This window comes from Pseudomonas sp. GW460-LB5, from assembly GCF_059423245.1.
The window spans coordinates 69,448-85,623 of the sequence record NZ_JBWKXT010000004.1; the positions used below are offsets into that span (position 1 = coordinate 69,448).

15 protein-coding genes and 1 pseudogene are annotated in these 16,176 nt (G+C 62.3%); 9 read left to right on the forward strand and 7 right to left on the reverse strand.

Translation table 11 applies throughout. From position 1 onward, the window contains the following. Positions 1-223 precede the first annotated feature (223 nt). From rloA to AC07XM_RS04950, 5 genes are all read left to right on the forward strand, one after another. Positions 224-760 (forward strand): retropepsin-like aspartic peptidase RloA, encoded by a 537-nt coding sequence (rloA, locus tag AC07XM_RS04930; RefSeq protein ID WP_016485910.1) that lies wholly within the window; start codon positions 224-226, stop codon positions 758-760. A gap of 5 nt (positions 761-765) precedes the next feature. Further along, complete coding sequence (gene rloB / locus AC07XM_RS04935; RefSeq protein ID WP_016485909.1) at positions 766-2,301, forward strand: osmotic stress tolerance membrane protein RloB; 1,536 nt, start codon at positions 766-768, stop codon at positions 2,299-2,301. Further along, positions 2,301-3,281: an alpha-L-glutamate ligase-like protein gene (locus tag AC07XM_RS04940; RefSeq protein WP_023048389.1), complete on the forward strand. Its 981-nt coding sequence runs from the start codon at positions 2,301-2,303 to the stop codon at positions 3,279-3,281. The genes rloB and AC07XM_RS04940 overlap by 1 nt, the downstream gene beginning before the upstream one ends. 208 nt (positions 3,282-3,489) lie before the next feature. Next, on the forward strand, positions 3,490-4,833 hold the full coding sequence (pabB, locus tag AC07XM_RS04945) for an aminodeoxychorismate synthase component I (RefSeq protein WP_016485907.1): 1,344 nt from the start codon (positions 3,490-3,492) through the stop codon (positions 4,831-4,833). 79 nt (positions 4,834-4,912) lie between these two features. Beyond that, positions 4,913-5,647 carry a phosphoadenylyl-sulfate reductase gene (locus AC07XM_RS04950; RefSeq protein ID WP_016500538.1) on the forward strand — a complete coding sequence of 245 codons (735 nt, stop codon included), beginning with the start codon at positions 4,913-4,915 and terminating at the stop codon, positions 5,645-5,647. A gap of 39 nt (positions 5,648-5,686) precedes the next feature. Here the strand turns inward: AC07XM_RS04950 and cysB are convergent, their stop codons facing one another. The 3 genes from cysB to AC07XM_RS04965 all read right to left on the reverse strand — a co-directional run bounded on the left by cysB (position 5,687) and on the right by AC07XM_RS04965 (position 8,370). Next, positions 5,687-6,661 (reverse strand): HTH-type transcriptional regulator CysB, encoded by a 975-nt coding sequence (gene cysB / locus AC07XM_RS04955; protein ID WP_016485905.1) that lies wholly within the window; start codon positions 6,659-6,661, stop codon positions 5,687-5,689. Positions 6,662-6,789: 128 nt separating this feature from the next. Continuing rightward, on the reverse strand, positions 6,790-7,287 hold the full coding sequence (locus AC07XM_RS04960) for a universal stress protein (RefSeq protein WP_016485904.1): 498 nt from the start codon (positions 7,285-7,287) through the stop codon (positions 6,790-6,792). 135 nt (positions 7,288-7,422) lie between these two features. Further along, positions 7,423-8,370 (reverse strand): putative 2-dehydropantoate 2-reductase, encoded by a 948-nt coding sequence (locus AC07XM_RS04965; protein ID WP_060518840.1) that lies wholly within the window; start codon positions 8,368-8,370, stop codon positions 7,423-7,425. Positions 8,371-8,603: 233 nt separating this feature from the next. Here AC07XM_RS04965 and AC07XM_RS04970 point away from each other — a divergent pair, with 233 nt between their 5' ends. Beyond that, a complete protein-coding gene (locus AC07XM_RS04970; RefSeq protein ID WP_016485902.1) occupies positions 8,604-9,680 on the forward strand; it encodes a 3-deoxy-7-phosphoheptulonate synthase in 1,077 nt (358 codons plus the stop codon). 135 nt (positions 9,681-9,815) lie between these two features. On the opposite strand, the gene AC07XM_RS04975 is transcribed toward AC07XM_RS04970, so the two are convergent. Further along, positions 9,816-10,097 carry a GNAT family N-acetyltransferase gene (locus AC07XM_RS04975; RefSeq protein WP_003250290.1) on the reverse strand — a complete coding sequence of 94 codons (282 nt, stop codon included), beginning with the start codon at positions 10,095-10,097 and terminating at the stop codon, positions 9,816-9,818. 508 nt (positions 10,098-10,605) lie between these two features. Between AC07XM_RS04975 and oprI the strand changes: the two genes are divergently transcribed. Next, on the forward strand, positions 10,606-10,857 hold the full coding sequence (gene oprI / locus AC07XM_RS04980) for an outer membrane lipoprotei OprI (protein ID WP_003259780.1): 252 nt from the start codon (positions 10,606-10,608) through the stop codon (positions 10,855-10,857). A 132-nt stretch (positions 10,858-10,989) separates the two neighbouring features. Here the strand turns inward: oprI and AC07XM_RS04985 are convergent, their stop codons facing one another. The 3 genes from AC07XM_RS04985 to AC07XM_RS04995 all read right to left on the reverse strand — a co-directional run bounded on the left by AC07XM_RS04985 (position 10,990) and on the right by AC07XM_RS04995 (position 13,035). Continuing rightward, positions 10,990-11,967 carry a L,D-transpeptidase family protein gene (locus AC07XM_RS04985; protein ID WP_016485901.1) on the reverse strand — a complete coding sequence of 326 codons (978 nt, stop codon included), beginning with the start codon at positions 11,965-11,967 and terminating at the stop codon, positions 10,990-10,992. A gap of 113 nt (positions 11,968-12,080) precedes the next feature. Continuing rightward, complete coding sequence (locus tag AC07XM_RS04990) at positions 12,081-12,371, reverse strand: hypothetical protein (protein ID WP_016485900.1); 291 nt, start codon at positions 12,369-12,371, stop codon at positions 12,081-12,083. A 58-nt stretch (positions 12,372-12,429) separates the two neighbouring features. Further along, positions 12,430-13,035 (reverse strand): arylesterase, encoded by a 606-nt coding sequence (locus tag AC07XM_RS04995; RefSeq protein WP_016485899.1) that lies wholly within the window; start codon positions 13,033-13,035, stop codon positions 12,430-12,432. Positions 13,036-13,045: 10 nt separating this feature from the next. On the opposite strand from AC07XM_RS04995, the gene AC07XM_RS05000 reads away from it, so the two are divergent. Together AC07XM_RS05000 and AC07XM_RS05005 are read left to right on the forward strand one after the other, a co-directional pair. Then, a complete protein-coding gene (locus tag AC07XM_RS05000; RefSeq protein ID WP_016485898.1) occupies positions 13,046-13,729 on the forward strand; it encodes an ABC transporter ATP-binding protein in 684 nt (227 codons plus the stop codon). Then, positions 13,729-16,176 (forward strand): annotated as a pseudogene (locus AC07XM_RS05005) (ABC transporter permease); the annotation flags it as partial. The gene AC07XM_RS05000 and the pseudogene AC07XM_RS05005, both read left to right, overlap by 1 nt.

Here is a 16,176-nt window from a genome sequence, read left to right on the forward strand (position 1 = left end):
ATCGTCTAAGAACGAACTAACCCCGCCCAGGTGATGTCAGATCGCGCACCGCTGGCGTCAAGACGTCGGCGTGATAGAATGCCGCGCCTCCGTTGGGGTATGGATAGCCTGTCTGTCATACATTCATGCTTGTTGACAGATACAAGAGGAAGGTTGCGCAGTCGTTGCCAGTCGCCTTGACCAGAACCTTGCCTAGAACCTTGCACTGCACCGCGCCAGGATTATGAGACTTACACCCGTTTTATTGCTGCTATGCCTCACCCTGCTGCCGGCCCTTGGCCAAGCTGCGGGCAAGACCGTCTATGGCCTGAACGAATATGCACGGCTGGGCGACCTGGACCTGGAAGTGGCTGCCAAGCTCGACACCGGTGCCAAGACCGCCTCGCTCAGCGCCCGTGACATCAAGCGCTTCAAGCGCAACGGCGAAAGCTGGGTGCGCTTCTACCTGGCCATCGATGCTGCCCATTCGCACCCGATCGAGCGTCCGCTGGCACGCGTGAGCAAGATCAAGCGCCGGGCCGGCGACTATGATGCCGAATCGGGCAAGGCCTACACGGCACGCCCGGTCATCGAACTTGAAATCTGCATGGGCCAGGCCATGCGCACCATCGAAGTCAACCTCACCGACCGCAGCGCCTTCCAGTTCCCGCTGCTGATCGGCTCCGAGGCGCTCAAGCACTTCGACGCGCTGGTCGACCCAAGCCTTAAATATGCGGCCGGCAAACCTGCCTGTGCCACCGACGCTCCCAAAGCAGAGTAATCCCGATGCGCTCTCTTACCCTCCATCTGAAAGTCCTGATCACCGTACTGGTGCTACTGGGCGTGGCGGTCACGGCCTATCAGATCTTCTTCCTCGGCATTCCGGTGACCGAAGACGAAACCGACGACCTGTGGAACATCGACGCCAAGGTCGAGTTTGTGGCCAGCACCAAGGACCCGGTCAAGGTGCAGATGTTCGTGCCACCACTGAACCGCGACTACGTGAGCCTCAACGAGAGCTTCATCTCCAACAATTACGGGGTGAGCGTCAACCGCGCCGACGGCAACCGCAAGGTCACCTGGTCGGCCCGTCGCGCCAGCGGCAACCAGACCCTCTACTACCGCCTGGTGCTTACCAAGCGCTACAGCAACGAAAAGACCACGGTCAAAGGCCCGACCTTCCGGGACAGCCTGGCTATCGAAGGCCCCGAGAAGATCGCCGCCGAAGCCCTGATGGCGCCGATTCGCCAGCACTCCGCCGACGTCGAGACCTTCGTCAGCGAGACCATCAAGCGGGTCAACAACCTCAACGACGACAACGTCAAGCTGCTGCTGGCCGGCGACACCTCACCGATGAAGAAAGCTCAGGTCATCGACCTGCTGTTGTCGATTGCCCACGTGCCGATGGAAAAGGTGCACACCATCCGCCTGGTGGCTGACACCCCGCAAACCCCGGAGCTATGGCTGCGCAGCTTCAACGGTAACGACTGGCTGTACTTCAACCCCGACACCGGTGAACAAGGCCTGCCCAACGATCGCCTGCTGTGGTGGACCGGTGACGACAACCTGATCACCGTCGATGGCGGCAAGAAGGCCAACGTTACCTTCAGCATGAACAACAGCGAGATGAACGCCATCCGCCTGGCCAAGCTGACCGACGAGAACACCGACGCCGACTTCCTCGAGTATTCGCTGTACGGCCTGCCGTTGCAGACCCAGCAAACCTTCATGATCATGGTAATGATCCCGATCGGCGTGCTGGTGATTCTGGTCCTGCGCAACCTGGTCGGCCTGCAGACCCTGGGTACCTTCACCCCGGTGCTGATCGCCCTGGCGTTCCGCGAAACGCAGCTAGGCTTCGGCATCGTGCTGTTCACGGTGATTACCGCCCTTGGCCTGTCGCTACGCTCGTACCTTGAACACCTCAAGCTGCAAATGCTGCCACGCCTGTCGGTGGTGCTGACCTTCGTCGTGGTGCTGATCGCAGCCATCAGCCTGTTCAGCCACAAGCTCGGCCTTGAGCGCGGGCTGTCGGTGGCGCTGTTCCCGATGGTGATCCTGACCATGACCATCGAGCGCCTGTCGATCACCTGGGAAGAGCGTGGCGGTGGCCATGCCATGAAAGTGGCCATTGGCACCCTGTTTGCCGCCTCGGTGGCGCACCTGCTGATGATGGTGCCCGAGCTGGTGTACTTCGTGTTCACGTTCCCGGCCGTGCTGCTGATCCTGGTGGGCTTCATGCTGGCGATGGGCCGCTACCGTGGCTACCGCCTGACCGAACTTCTCCGCTTCAAGGCATTCCTGAAGAAGGCTGACGCCTGATGTTTGGCCTGATCAAGACGTGGAAAGCCCTGGAGGCCCGGGGCATCATGGGTATCAACCGGCGCAACGCGGACTACGTGTTGAAGTACAACAAGCGCAGCCTGTACCCGATCGTCGACGACAAGATCATCACCAAGGAGCGCGCCCTGGCGGCCGGCATCCATGTGCCGGAAATGTACGGCATCATCGAAACCGAGAAAGAAATCGAGAAGCTCGACCAGATCATTGGCGGGCGCAGTGATTTCGTCATCAAGCCGGCGCAAGGCGCCGGCGGTGATGGCATCCTGGTGATCGCCGACCGCTTCGAGGACCGCTACCGCACGGTATCGGGCAAGATCATCAGCCATGAGGAAATCGAGCACCAGATTTCGAGCATCCTCACTGGCCTGTACTCGCTGGGCGGGCACCGCGACCGGGCGCTGATCGAGTACCGGGTTACCCCCGACCAGATCTTCAAAAGCATCAGTTACGAAGGTGTGCCGGACATCCGCATCATTGTACTGATGGGTTACCCGGTAATGGCCATGCTGCGCCTGCCGACCCGCCAGTCCGGCGGCAAGGCCAACCTGCACCAGGGCGCCATCGGCGTAGGCGTTGACCTGGCCACCGGCGTAACCCTGCGCGGTACCTGGCTGAACAACATCATCAGCAAGCACCCGGATACCACCAACGCAGTGGATGGCGTGCAGTTGCCGAACTGGGACGGTTTCATGAAACTGGCCGCCGGCTGCTATGAACTGTGCGGGCTGGGTTACATCGGTGTGGACATGGTACTGGACCAGGAGAAGGGCCCACTGATTCTGGAGCTCAACGCCCGTCCGGGCCTGAACATCCAGATTGCCAACGACTGCGGCCTGACCCAGCGCACACATGCCATCGAGGCGCACATCGAAGCACTGGCCAAGGACGGCATCACCGAAGATGCCGAACAGCGGGTTCGGGTAGCTCAGGGTTTGTTCGGGCACGTGCCTAACCGCTGAAGTGCCGGGGCTGCCTGGCAGCCCTTTCGCAGCACAAGGCTGCTCCTACAGTTACTGCGCAGGTTTCCAGGGCTGCGTTTCACCTGTAGGAGCAGCCTTGTGCTGCGAATGGGCCAAACCCTCTGTTGAATGTCGCGCCCAGTGCTAGGCGCTTTTCCTGCACAGGTCTACAATCGCCCTCCTCGCTTTTACATCGCCGTCCACACTGATGCCGACCTGTACGCTTTACCCCCTGCCCTACCAGCCCGACCCTGCCGCGTATTTCGCCCGCCTGCGCCAGGCCCCTGGGGCGATTCTGCTGGACAGCGCCCGCCCCGGCGCCGAACGCGGCCGCTTCGACCTGCTCAGCGCGTGGCCGCTGCAGCAGCTTCAAGCGCACCCCGGTGAACAAGGCCGCGCCTTCCTCCAACGCTTGCGCGCCGGCCTGGCGCAACTGGGCCATGCGCAACTGCCCGAAGGCAGCGCGCTACCCTTCGCCGGGGGCCTGATCGGCTACCTGAGCTACGATTTCGGCCGCCGCCTGGAACACCTGCCCAGCCTGGCTGTGGACGACCTTGGCCTGCCCGACGCACAACTGGGTCTGTATGCCTGGGCACTGGTCAGTGACCATATGCATGGCACCAGTCAACTGGTGTTCCACCCAAGCCTGGCAGACAGCGAACGTGAACGCCTGATCACGCTTTTCGAAAGCGCCAGCAGCACCGCAATTGGCGACTTCCAGTTGCGCGCGCCGATGGCCGGCGACCTGCAGCCTGAACAGTACCGGGCCGCCTTCGACCAGGTACAACGCTACATCCAGGCCGGCGATTGCTACCAGATCAACCTTACCCAACGCTTCCGCGCACCCTGCCAAGGTGACCCCTGGCGGGCCTATCAGGCCCTGCGGCAAGCCTGCCCGACGCCGTTTTCCGGCTACCAGCAACTGGCCGACGGCAGCGCGTTGCTGAGCTTTTCGCCTGAGCGCTTCATCCGCGTCAGCCAGGGCCAGGTTGAGACCCGACCAATCAAGGGCACGCGCCCACGCGCCCACGACCCGGTTGAAGACAAGCGCAATGCCGAAGAGCTGCTGCACAGCCCCAAAGACCGCTCGGAAAACCTGATGATCGTCGACCTGCTGCGCAACGACCTCGGGCGTACCTGCAAGATCGGTTCGGTGAAGGTGCCGGAGCTGTTCAGCCTGGAGAGCTACCCTAACGTCCACCACCTGGTCAGCAGCATCACCGGCCAGTTGGCCAGCGACAAGGATGCCCTGGACCTGATCGGCGACAGCTTCCCCGGCGGCTCGATCACCGGGGCGCCGAAGATTCGCGCCATGCAGATCATCGACGAGCTGGAGCCGGCGCGCCGGGCGCTGTACTGCGGCTCGCTGCTGTATGTGGACGTGCGCGGCGAGATGGACAGCTCGATTGCCATTCGCAGCCTGCTGGTCAAAGACGGCCAGGTCAGTTGCTGGGGCGGCGGTGCCGTGGTGGCCGACTCCGAGTGGCAGGCCGAATATGAAGAGTCGATCGCCAAGGTGCGGGTGCTGATGCAGACCTTGCAGGGCCTGTGAGTCCGTCTAGCCCGCGTTTTTTTGTTACCATCACCTCACTACGAGCGCACAGCGCCACAGCCAAGATGGAAACCGCCTGATGAGCCAACCCTTCGACGTCGCCGCCCTGGCCGCGACCTACGCCAACAAGTCCCCACAGGATATTCTGAAGCTCGCCTTCGAGCATTTTGGTGATGACCTGTGGATTTCCTTCAGCGGCGCCGAGGACGTGGTGCTGGTCGACATGGCCTGGAAGCTGAACAAGCAGGTCAAGGTGTTCAGCCTCGACACCGGCCGCCTGCACCCGGAGACCTACCGGTTCATCGACCAGGTGCGCGAGCAGTACAACCTGCCGATTGAACTGCTCAGCCCCGACCGTGCCAAACTCGACCCGTTCGTCAAGGAAAAGGGCCTGTTCAGCTTCTACAAGGACGGCCACGGCGAGTGCTGCGGTATTCGCAAGATCGAGCCGCTGCGCCGCAAGTTGGCCACCGTGAGCGCCTGGGCTACCGGCCAGCGCCGCGACCAGAGCCCAGGCACCCGCAGCCAGGTGGCGGCACTGGAAATCGACAGCGCTTTCTCCACGCCCGAGCGCACCCTCTACAAATTCAACCCGCTGGCGCAGATGAGCAGTGAAGAAGTGTGGGGTTATATCCGCATGCTTGAGCTGCCATACAACAGCCTGCATGAGCGCGGCTTCATCAGCATCGGCTGCGAGCCATGCACCCGCCCGGTACTGCCAAACCAGCATGAGCGCGAAGGGCGTTGGTGGTGGGAAGAGTCAACGCAGAAGGAATGCGGGTTGCACGCAGGCAACCTGATCAGCAAGGCTTGAGATAGCCGGGGCTGCTTTGCAGCCCCCTGCAATCGTGGATCAGTGCACCGGCAGCTCAACACCGGCAAACAGCTCTTCGAGCTCTTGCTTGTTATGGCACTGAATGGCTTTGGCCATCACTTCGCGAGTCAGGTGCGGGGCAAACTTCTCGATGAAGTCGCACATGAAGCCACGCAGGAAGGTGCCACGGCGGAAGCCGATCTTGGTGATGCTGGCCTCGAACAGCTCGCTGGCATCCAGGGCCACCAGGTCATTGTCGAGTTTGGCGTCCACGGCCATACCCGCGACGATACCCACGCCCAGCCCAAGGCGCACATAGGTCTTGATCACGTCGGCGTCTGCCGCGGTAAACACCACTTTTGGCGTGAGGCCACGGTGGTTGAAGGCTTCGTCCAGCTTCGAGCGCCCGGTGAAACCAAACACGTAGGTCACGATCGGGTATTCGGCAACTGCTTCGAGGGTGAGTTTCGGCAGCTTGGCCAGCGGATGACCCTGGGGCACCACAACACAGCGGTTCCACTTGTAGCACGGCATCATGATCAGGTCGCCAAACAGCTCCAGCGCCTCGGTGGCAATGGCGAAGTCGACCGTACCGTCCGCAGCCATCTCGGCAATCTGCATGGGCGAACCCTGGTGCATGTGCAGCGACACTTCCGGGTATTGCTTGATGAAACTGCTGATCACCGGCGGCAAGGCATAGCGCGCCTGGGTGTGGGTGGTGGCGATGGACAGCGTCCCCTTCTTCTCGTTAGAGAATTCCTGGGCGATCTGCTTGATGCTCTCGACCTTGCGCAGGATTTCGCCGGCGGTATTGATGATGCGCTCACCGGCCGGCGTGACACGGGTCAGGTGCTTGCCGCTGCGAGCAAAGACTTCAACACCCAGTTCGTCTTCGAGCAGGCGGATCTGCTTGCTGATACCAGGCTGGGAGGTATACAGGCTCTGCGCCGTCGCGGAGACGTTGAGGTCATGGTGCGCCACTTCCCAGATGTAGCGCAGTTGTTGAAGCTTCATAGGTTCCCCTCGGTTCAGCGATGAGTCCGCGGCAGCAGGCAGCGACGATATATAACTATATTAGTGGTTCTGGAAATAAATCTAGAACTATTTTGTTACATGCCCCCGCAAACAGCCTACGGCCATCTTCACACTTTCCTACGCCCCAGATGCTGCGCCAACGGCACCATGTACACCGGCACCGGCGACAGCTGCAGCAGCCGCACCGCCGTACGCCCCAAGGGCACATCCACACCGGCACCGGCGCTGTGGCTGCCGAAAATCAACAGGTCAACGCTCAACCGCTGCGCCTGGTCAAGGATCACCTGCGCGGGGTCACCTTGGCGTACCCGCACCGCTTTGATCACTGCCAGGTCGGCCTCCTCGCCCAGCTCATCGCGGAAGCTCTCCAGCACGCGCTGCTCAATGTTGGCCATCACCGTGCTCACCCCCTGGCTGTGCAACTGGTCAAGCGTCTGCTCATCGAGATAGCTTTGCAGCAGGGATTCGGCGAATTGCCCCATTGGCTCCACCGCATGGATCACATACAGCTCGGCATTGAACGTGCGCGCCAAGGCCAGCGCGTGCTGCATCACAAAAGGGGCGTAGACACCGAGGTCGGTGGCGTACAGCATGGAGCGGATCATTCGACCTCCTCGACTGCCGCAGCGGCAGAGCAAGCTTCAGCTTAGCAGCGCACCGGACACACGCTTTGCCGTCCGGCGCGCTACCGGCACGGGCTGGAGGCCCCGCAAAATCGCGCCATCGGGGTCAAAGCCAGCTCAGCGGGGTCGATCGCTGTCGTCGAGAAAACTCAGTGCCTGGTACAACATTTCGGTGCGTGGCAAGCTGCAGCCTGCCGCACGTGCACGCGCCAGCGGTTCAGCATAGATAGCCTGCAGTTCCAACGGGCGCATGAGGGCATAGTCGTGATACATACTTGGCCAGTAGTCGGGCATGCGCTCAGTCATCTGGAACAGGTGCTCGGCATAGCCCTCGGGCAATACGTGCCCGCAGGCGCCAGCGCCTTGCACCACCTCAGCCATCAAGGCCTGTATCAGGGCACGGCTGTGGCTGCTTGCCATCAGCCCGGTGGTGCCTTCACCCAGCAGCACCGACAGGCCGTTATAAGGCACGTTCCATACAAGCTTCTGCCAGCGCGCCAAGTCCAGGTTCGGCATGGCCTGCGAATCGATGCCCGCCGCCTGAAACAACCCGGCACCTTCCCTGACAACTGCGGCACCACCCTCACGGGCCGGCCCACTGTGATAGCCCAGGTTGACCGCCCCCAGGGCCTGGTGACGAATTACACCCGGCGCGTGGCGGTTGACGCAGATGAAGCACAGGCCGCCGAGCAGGTGCATGTCGCCACGTAATGCCGGACGCAGCTGCTCTTCCACACCCAGGCCGTTTTGCAGCAGTAAAACCTTGGCGCCCGGCGCAGCAGCCTGCACGATCACAGGCGCCAGCTGGTCATTGCTGGTGGCCTTGGCACCGACCAGTAACCAGTCGCAAGCCGGCATATCTGCGGCATTGGCATAGGCCTGCACCTTCATCAGCAGCTTGCCGTGCACCGCACTGTCCAGCGCCAACCCCTGTTCGCGTACAACCTGATACTCGCTGCGCAGCAGAAAATGCACGTCGAAACCCGCGCGAGCCAGCATCACACCATAGAAGCCACCGATAGCCCCACTGCCAATGATGCCAATGCGTGGTGTGTGCGGATGCATGCGGACCTCCCGGGAAATATCAGCCTTCTTTTTACACCGCTTGCGCACTGTCAGGTAGCCCATCGACACCAGCGCGCTAAAGGAGCAGGTAAAACAGCACGCTGACGGGACTTGCGCCCATTGTCGCGCCACCCGTAACGCGCTAAGGTTCGGCTCCCCGCTGCGATTATTCTTGCTGCTGGGCCGCACGGGGATAGTTGGCGGCCGGCACCCGTGACCTGACGAGTAACACGATGGCTGATTTACCGATCGATGACTTGAACGTTGCCTCCAACGAGACCCTGATCACCCCCGATCAGCTCAAGAAGGAAATCCCCCTCAGCGCCAAGGCCCTGCAGACCGTGACTGCCGGCCGTGAAGTGGTGCGCAATATTCTCGACGGCAAGGACCATCGCCTGTTCGTCGTGGTCGGCCCTTGCTCCATCCACGACATCAAGGCCGCCCACGAATACGCCGAGCGCCTGAAGGTACTGGCCGAAGAAGTGTCCGATACGCTGTACCTGGTCATGCGTGTGTACTTCGAAAAGCCGCGCACCACCGTCGGCTGGAAAGGCCTGATCAACGACCCGTACCTGGATGACTCGTTCAAGATCCAGGATGGCCTGCACATCGGCCGTCAGTTGCTGCTGGATCTGGCCGAAATGGGCCTGCCGACCGCTACCGAAGCACTGGACCCGATTTCCCCGCAATACCTGCAAGACCTGATCAGCTGGTCGGCCATCGGCGCCCGCACCACCGAATCGCAGACCCACCGCGAAATGGCCTCAGGCCTGTCCTCGGCGGTCGGCTTCAAGAACGGCACTGATGGCGGCCTGACCGTTGCCATCAATGCCCTGCAGTCGGTGTCCAAGCCACACCGCTTCCTCGGCATCAACCAGGAAGGCGGCGTGTCGATCGTCACCACCAAGGGTAATCCGTATGGCCACGTGGTACTGCGCGGCGGTAACGGCAAGCCTAACTACGACTCGGTCAGCGTCGCCCTGTGCGAGCAGGACCTGGCCAAGGCCAAGATCAAGGCCAACATCATGGTCGATTGCAGCCACGCCAACTCCAACAAGGACCCGGCCCTGCAACCACTGGTAATGGAGAACGTTGCCAACCAGATTCTGGAAGGCAACCAGTCGATCATCGGCCTGATGGTCGAAAGCCACCTGAACTGGGGCTGCCAGTCGATTCCGAAAGATTTGAACGAATTGCAGTACGGCGTCTCGATTACCGACTCGTGCATCGACTGGTCGGCGACCGAGAAGACCCTGCGCAGCATGCACGCCAAGCTCAAGGATGTGCTGCCGCAGCGTAAGCGTGGCTGAGTGATGTAGAAAAAGCGGGGCCGCTTCGCGCCCCATCGCGGCACAAGGCCGCTCCCACAGGTCTATGCGATTTCCTGTAGGAGCGGCCTTGTGCCGCGATGGGGCGCGAAGCGGCCCCGCTTTTTTAGGGGTGCGTCAGGCCTTGCTCGAGTGCCGCTGCTGGCGCTCCATGTAGCGTTCCACATATGAGCAGGACGGGATCACCGTGTAGCCCATCTGTTCAGCGTACTCCAGAGCCCGCTCGGTCAGTGCGGCAGCAATGCCGCGGCCCCGCAAGGCGTTGGGCACGAAGGTGCGATAGATGTCCAGCGTCTGCTTGCCCAGATCCATGTACGTAAGATAGGCACGATGACCGTCCACGTTGGTCTCGAACTGATGACCGGCCTGGTCATGGTGGATGGTCAGCGCTTCGCTCATCACTACTCCTCGCAGGTCTTCTCGGCAGACCCATACCTTAACCGATGGTGGTTTATCCGGCGCAAAATCCTCGACGCCACCTGTTGCCCCTTCGACCTCTGGACGATTGTAATCGTTCGAAGCCTCTGGCACTCACAAGATAGTAGGCGCCGCGAATGGGATTGCTCAAGGTGGCGGTGGCTAAAAAAGGGTGAAAATGCTGAGAGAGCGACTCTTCCCTGTACGCTCAATAGCCGCCGGATGTTGTAGGGCTTAAGACGTCCAAAGACAGTTAAAGTCACCGTTAGTTCAACAAAAAAGTTCCTGTACTACAACAGCTTGGGAACCGTGCACGTTTTTTTCACGTGCGCGTCGCAAATCTTGTCGGGACGGCGTCTAGCCACATTTTTTTTGCAGTTCTTGCGCTCAGTCAGTTTACTTACTACAAGTAATGGGTACTATGTACGCCGGCCAGTTTCTCTTTCCTGAGAGATGGCTCTTTAATAGAAAGTCCTTGAAGGGGAACACGATGAACAACGTTCTGAAATTCTCTGCTCTGGCTCTGGCCGCAGTTCTGGCTACCGGTTGCAGCAGCGTATCCAAAGAAACCGAAGCTCGTCTGACTGCGACTGAAGACGCAGCAGCTCGCGCTCAAGCTCGTGCTGACGAAGCCTACCGTAAGGCTGACGACGCACTGGCAGCCGCTCAGAAGGCTCAGCAGACCGCTGACGAAGCCAACGAGCGCGCTCTGCGTATGCTGGACAAAGCCAGCCGCAAGTAATAATCCTCACGGATTGTTAAGAAGCCGACCCACTTGTGGGTCGGCTTTTTTATTGCCTGCCAGCCAGGCAAACACGCCCGACATTCACGAAAAGGCCCGCACTTAGGCGGGCCGTGATGTGTCGCAATTACCTTACTGCAGTTCAGGCGGAATGCTCGACACCATTGGCGCGCCACCCTGGGTCTCGACCGGCACGGCAATTTCTACCGGCATGCCATCTTCTGCAGCCACCACGTCACGCACCATGTCCCAGTTCATGCGCAGGTTATTGGCCAAGTCTTCACGCTTGAGCAGCGCATTGATAACTGCGGTGTGTTTGTCGACCACCGAAGGGTTACCCTGATCGTCCAGCGGCGTGTGCGCCTCCAGATAGACCTTGCCGCCGCTGATACCGAACTTGTAAGGCTCATTGATGATGCGCACCGGAGTGCCCACAGGCACCATCTTCGACAGTTCCAGCACGTTGTTGTTGAGCATCCGGAAGCAGCCGTGGCTGGTACGCATGCCAATGCCGAACTTCTTGTTCGATCCATGGATCAAGTAGCCCGGCACGCCCAAGGTAAACTTGAACGGCCCCAGCGGGTTATCAGGGCCAGCCGGTACCACAGTCGGCAGGATGTCACCGTCCGCCGCGTGCTCTTTGCGGATCGAAGCGGGTGGCGTCCAGGTCGGATTCGGCGTCTTGGCGGTGATCTTGGTGTTGGCGATCGGCGAACCCCAACCCTCACGGCCAATGCCCAGCGGGAAGGTATGCACCACGTTCTGCCCTTTCGGGTAGTAGTACAGGCGGTACTCGGCCAGGTTGATGACAATGCCTTCACGCGGGCCCGGCGGCAGTACGTAGCGGGTCGGCAGGATGATCTCGGTACCGGCGCCCGGCAGCCAAGGGTCGACACCCGGGTTGGCGGCAATCATTTCCAGGTAGCCGAGGTCGTTGGCGGTGCCGATGTCGGCGAACGTGTCCTCGTACTTTGCCTTGATCACATGCACCTGGCCGACGATGTCTTCACCGGGCGGTGGCAGTGGCAGCTCCAGCGCAGCAGCGGGGCCCGCTACCAGCAGGGCGGCCAGGGACAGGCTACGGGTGACGGCAGGAAAGCGCGGCAACATCCGGTAAATCCTTCGAAAGGTGGGTCAAGAGGATCGATTGTACACCCGCACCGATGCAAGCGGGAGGCATTGGCGCGATGCAAGCGTTTCAGATGATGAAAGGTGCGTGCCGTTCAGCTGGCTTGCAGCTCTGGCCAGACCGGGCGCATGCCGCGCCGTTGAGCGTCGAGGATGGCACGGCACAAGTCACACAGGCGGCTGTCGCGGTAGATCGCGCGCGGCACCCCTGACCAACGCGGCTGCGCTGGCAGCAGACCGCCGCACAAGGTACGGTCTACCGGCACGCCCAGCTCAAGCTGGCGGGCCACCAGGTGGACACGGATTTCCTGGCAGGCGAACAGGTCGAGCTGCTCGTCGGGCTCGATCAGTTGATAGGCATACAGGGACCAGGCAGGGCGCGGCATCGGGTGCACTCGAAACGGGGGGCGCAACATTAGCCGAAAGCCCGCCCCGTTTAAAGCATCACAGCAAGGGTTTTATCGCCGGCCAGGCATTTTCCAGCAGGCGCTGCTGGGCACCCTGGGCCGGGTGGATGCCATCGGCCTGCATCAATTCGGGCACCCCTCCTACCCCTTCGAGGAAAAACGGCACCAACGGCACCTGCATGTCCGCGGCCAGCTGCTCATACACCTTGGCAAAAGCGGTGGTATAGCGCACGCCGTAATTGGGTGGCAGGCGCATGCCCAGCAGCAGCACCTTGGCGCCGGCCTGCCGCGCGCTCCCGATCATCGAGGCAAGATTTTGTTGCAATTGCGCGGGCGGCTGCCCCCGCAGGCCATCGTTGCCGCCCAGCTCCAGCACCACCAGGTCCGGTTTATGCGCGGCAAGCAGCGCCGGAAGCCGCGCCTGGCCACCTGCGCTGGTGTCGCCACTGATTGACGCATTGATCACTTTGTCGTCGAAACCTTCGTCCTTGAGACGGGTCTGCAACAGGGTGACCCAACCCTGGCGGGTATCCAGGCCAAAACCGGCGCTGATACTATCGCCAACAACCAGCAGTGTTCCCGCCGCCGCGCTCTGGGCCAGGCAATACAGGGCCAGACCGGCACTCAACCACCACACTCGCATCGGATTCTCCATGGGCCCCAACATACTCGTTGCGCAGAACCTTAGCAAAGTGGTCCCCAGCGCGGAAGGTGACCTTACCATCCTCCACGCACTCTCCCTCGAGCTGGCCAAAGGCGACAGCCTGGCCATCGTCGGCGCCTCGGGCTCGGGCAAGTCGACCCTGCTCGGCCTACTCGCCGGCCTCGACCAGCCCAGCGCGGGCAAAGTCCTCCTCGCCGGCACCGACCTGGGGCCACTGGATGAAGACCAGCGCGCCCGGGTACGTGCCGAACATGTGGGCTTTGTGTTCCAGTCATTCCAGCTGCTCGACAGCCTGAATGCGCTGGAGAACGTGATGCTGCCACTGGAACTGGACGGCCGCCGCGACGCCCGCGAACAGGCGCGCAGCCTGCTGGAACGGGTCGGCCTGGGCAAGCGCCTGAGCCACACCCCGCGCCAACTGTCGGGCGGCGAACAGCAGCGGGTAGCCATCGCCCGCGCCTTCGCCGCGCAGCCTGCGGTGTTGTTTGCCGACGAACCCACCGGCAACCTCGACAGCCACACAGGCGAGCGCATCAGCGACTTGTTGTTTGAACTGAACAAAGAGCGCGGTACTACCCTGGTGCTGGTCACCCATGACGAACGCCTGGCCCGACGCTGCCGCCGCCAGATCCGCCTGGATGCGGGGCGCTTGGTGGCCCCGGTGGAGGCTTGATGAAACATATGCCGTTGTCCCGCCTGTACGGCCTGGCCCTGCGCCAGTTGCTACGCGACCTTCGCGCCAGCGAAGTACGCGTGCTGTTCTTCGCCCTGCTGGTGGCGGTGGCAGCCAGCACCGCCATCGGCTACTTCGGTGCACGCCTGAATGGCGCCATGCAACTGCGCGCCAGCGAATTCCTGGGCGCCGACCTGGTGCTACAGGGCAGTGCCCCCGCTCGCGAGCAACAGATCGCTACCGGCACGGCACTTGGCTTGCGCCACGCGCAGGTGATCGAGTTCACCAGTGTGGTGGGCGGCGACAACGGCATCCAGTTGTCCAGCGTCAAGGCCGCCGACGCTGCCTACCCATTGCGCGGGCAGGTACGCAGCGCACCGGCGCCCTATGCAGAGGAAATACCTGGTGGCGGCCCGGCACCTGGCGAGGCGTGGGTCGAGCCCCGCCTGTTGGCGGCGCTGGGGCTGGCGATTGGCGACAGCATCGACGTAGGCATGAAAACCCTGCGCATGAGCCGTGTGCTTACTTACGAACCGGACCGCGCCAACAACTTCTACAGCCTTACCCCAAGGGTGATGATGAACCTGGCCGACCTGGAAGCCACCGGTGTTATCCAGCCTGGCAGCCGGGTTACCTACCGCGACCTGTGGCGCGGCGATGCCGAGGCACTGGCCCAATACCGCCAGGCCGTGGAAAAAGACCTGGCCGCCAACCAGCGCTTGCGCGACACACGCGATGGCAACCAGCAGATCGGTGGCGCCTTGGGCAAGGCCGAACGCTACCTGAACATGGCGAGTCTGGTGGCGGTGCTGCTGGCCGGGGTCGCCGTGGCCCTGTCGGCCAGCCGTTATGCCGCTCGGCGCCTGGATGCCAGCGCGCTGCTGCGCTGCCTGGGGCTCTCACGCCGCCAGGCACTGGGCCTGTATTGCCTGCAGTTGGCCATGCTCGGCCTGGTCGCCGCCTTTGCCGGCGCCCTGCTCGGCTGGCTGGCACAGCTGGGCCTGTTCCGCTTGCTGCACGGCCTGCTGCCGAGCGTGGTGCCGGCCGGCGGCATCGTCCCTGCCCTGGCTGGCATCGGCACCGGGCTGGTTGCACTGGCCGGCTTCGCCCTGCCGCCGATTGCTGCCTTGGGCCAAGTCCCGCCACTGCGGGTGCTGCGCCGTGATCTGTTGCCGATACCACCGAGCAGCTGGTTGGTGTACGGCGCCGCACTGTTTGCCTTGGGCCTGATCATGTGGCGCCTGAGCCTTGACCTGCTGCTCACCTTCGCCCTGCTCGGTGGCGGGCTGGTCGCCGCGCTACTGCTCGGTGGCTTGCTTTTGCTCGGTTTGCGCAGCCTGCGCCGGCTGTTGGCCGGCGCACCACTGGCCTGGCGCCTGGGGCTGGGCCAGTTGCTGCGCCACCCCACGGCAGCCGCCGGCCAGGCCTTGGCCTTCGGCCTGATCCTGCTCGCCATGGGGTTGGTCGCCCTGCTACGCGCAGAACTGCTCGACACCTGGCAAGCTCAGTTGCCAAAGGATGCCCCCAACCATTTCGCCCTGAACATCCTGCCGGATGACCGTGAACCGTTCGCTGAACGGCTGCATCAGGTCAATGCCACTTCAGCACCGCTATACCCGGTAACGCCCGGGCGCCTGGTGCAAATCAACCAGCAACCGGTACAGCAAATCGTCAGCAAGGATTCGGCGGGTGAGCGCGCCGTGCAGCGCGACCTCAGCCTGACCTGGGCCGCCGAGCTGCCCGAAGGCAATGCACTGACCGCCGGCAACTGGTGGCAAGCCTTGCCCGCCGACGACGAGACCCCTGGCGTTTCGGTGGAGGCCGAGCTGGCCAGCAGCCTGAAGCTTAAAATGGGCGACCTGCTGACCTTCGACATCGGCGGCCAGCAGCGCCAAGCGCGGGTCAGCAGCCTTCGCAGCGTGCACTGGGACAGCTTCCAGCCAAACTTCTACATGATCTTCCAGCCCGGCACGCTGCAGGGGCTACCGACCACCTACCTGACCAGCTTCTATCTGGCGCCGGGCCACGACCTGGACGTGGTGGCGCTGTCACGGGCATTCCCGGCAGTGACCATCTTGCAGGTGGATGCCTTGCTCGACCAACTGCGCAGCATCCTCGCCCAGGTGACCCTGGCAGTGGAGTATGTACTGGTCTTTGTGCTGGCTGCCGGGCTGGCGGTGCTGTTTGCCGGTTTGCAGGCAACGCTGGATGAACGCATTCGCCAGGGTGCCTTGCTCCGTGCGCTGGGGGCCGGGCGGCCATTGCTGGTCAAGGCACGGCGTATCGAGTTCGGCTTGCTGGGGGCAACCAGCGGATTGTTGGCCGCAGTGGGCTGTGAACTGATTACCCTGGTGCTGTACCGCTATGCCTTCGACTTGCAGTGGAGCCCGCACCCGTGGCTGCTGGCGTTGCCGCTGGCGGGGGCGCTGCTGGTGGGCGGTGCAGGT